Source organism: uncultured Lamprocystis sp., assembly GCF_903933125.1.
Lineage (GTDB): Bacteria > Pseudomonadota > Gammaproteobacteria > Chromatiales > Chromatiaceae > Thiodictyon.
On sequence record NZ_CAIZIZ010000347.1, the window covers coordinates 1 to 1,974 of the forward strand.

At 66.0% G+C, this 1,974-nt stretch carries 1 protein-coding gene; it reads right to left on the reverse strand.

Annotated features, from left to right (window positions below; translation table 11 throughout):
- The coding region (locus QZY03_RS18005) for a DEAD/DEAH box helicase (RefSeq protein ID WP_295583493.1) at positions 1 to 1,974 on the reverse strand (1,974 nt) is incomplete at both ends.

Here is a 1,974-nt window from a genome sequence, read left to right on the forward strand (position 1 = left end):
CACCGGGGCGGGGACATGGCTGATCTCATAGCGGCGGGGCTCACGCTGTTTGGCGGTGCCGCCGAGCCGCTTGAATGCCTCATGGAAGAAGGACTCGATGTAGTGCGGTTGCAGGCGGCGGGCGTCGGCGCGCTCCATGTCTTCGCGGATGCGCCGGACCCCGCTCGCGTCCATGGCGTCATGGGCGAGGACGCGCTCATCGATCAGGTCTTGTAGGTGGCCCCGGTCGAGCGTGGTGTCGAGCACCGTGGTGAGGAAGGCTTTGACCTCGGGCTTTTCGCCGTGGCGGATCGCCTCGATCAATAGCTCGCGCAGTGACTTGCCCTGAAACTGGAGCTTGCCGAGCACGTCGAAGACCTGCCCGCCCAGGGCCTGGCGCGCCTGTTCGAGCTTCTCCAGGAGCTTGCGGTAGACATCGCCCTCGCGGGTGTCGTCAGCCACCAGGTTCCACAGGTGGCAGACCTCGGTCTGGCCGATGCGGTGGATGCGCCCGAAGCGCTGCTCCAGCCGGTTGGGGTTCCACGGCAGGTCGTAATTGACCATCAGGTGGGCGCGTTGGAGGTTGATGCCCTCGCCCGCGGCGTCGGTGGCCAGCAGGACTTGGACCTCGGGGTCGTGTTTGAAGGACTCCTGGACCTTGAGGCGCGCCTCCCGACCGATACCGCCGTGGATGATGACCACAGCGTCCTTGCGTCCGAGCAAGGTGGTGATGCGGCCCTCCAGGTAGTTCAGCGTGTCGCGGTGCTCGGTGAAGATAACCAGCTTCTGGTGCGGCGACGGCGTGGGCGGCGGGATCGATCCCGCTCCGTAAGGTGCCTTGGGTTCTTCGATGCGGTCGGCTAACGCGGCCGGGGTGAAGACCTCGCCAAGCAGACTCGCCAGCTCGCACCACTTGGTGTCGTTGCCGCTGCGGCGCACCGCTAAGGCCTGGGCTTCGAGCCGGCGAAGAGTGTCGATCTCGATGCGCAGTTCGGCCATCGAGCGCGCGGCGGTGGCCTGGTCGAGAATGGCTTCTTCGGCGGCCTCGACCTCGTTGTCGGGCGCCTCGTCCAGGTCATCTACGTCATCGCTGTCCAGTGTAGGCAGCGAGGGCGCGAAGATCGGCGCGGCCTGACCACCGCGGTGGAGCACTTCAAGCTCGCGCAGCCGACTTTCCAGCCGTTCGCGGCGACGGCGCAGGGACTGATAGATGGCCTCTGGCGAGGATGCGAGACGCCGTTGCAGGATGGTCAGGGCAAAGCCGACGGTGCCGGCGCGCTTGTCGTTCTCCAGGGCCTCGGCGCGGTTGAATTCCTCGCGCACGTACTCGGTGACTGCCTGGTAGAGCGCGGCCTCGGGGTCCGAGAGCTTGTAGGGCACGGTGTAGGCGATGCGCTCGGGGAACAGCGGGGTGCCGTCGAACTTGAGCAGGCGCTCCTTGACCATCCGGCGCATCAGGTCAGAGACATCCGCGGTGTGCACGCCGTCGCGGAAGCGTCCCTCGAAGCGATCTCCATCCAGGAGCGCCATGAAGAGCTGGAAGTCCGCTTCCTTGCCGTTGTGCGGCGTGGCCGACATCAGCAGGAAGTGCCGGGTTAGGGTCGAGAGGATCTGCCCGAGCTTGTAGCGCTTGGTGTATTTGACCTCGTTGCCGAATACCGTGGCCGACATCTTGTGGGCCTCGTCGCAGACCACCAGGTCCCAGCGGCAGTCTGGGGCCTGGAGCTTCTGCTGCACGTCCTCATTGCGCGAGAGCTTGTCCAGGCGTGCGATGACCAGGTTGGTCTCCAGGAACCAATTACCGGTGCGCGCCGCCTCCAGCTTGTCGTTGGTGAGGATCTCGAAGGGCAGGTGGAAGCGGCGATACAACTCGTCCTGCCACTGCTCGGCCAGGCTGCCGGGGCAGACGATCAGGCAGCGTTGCAGGTCGCCGCGGGCGACCAGTTCCTTGATGAGCAGGCCGGCCATGATGGTCTTGCCGGCGCCGGGGTCGTC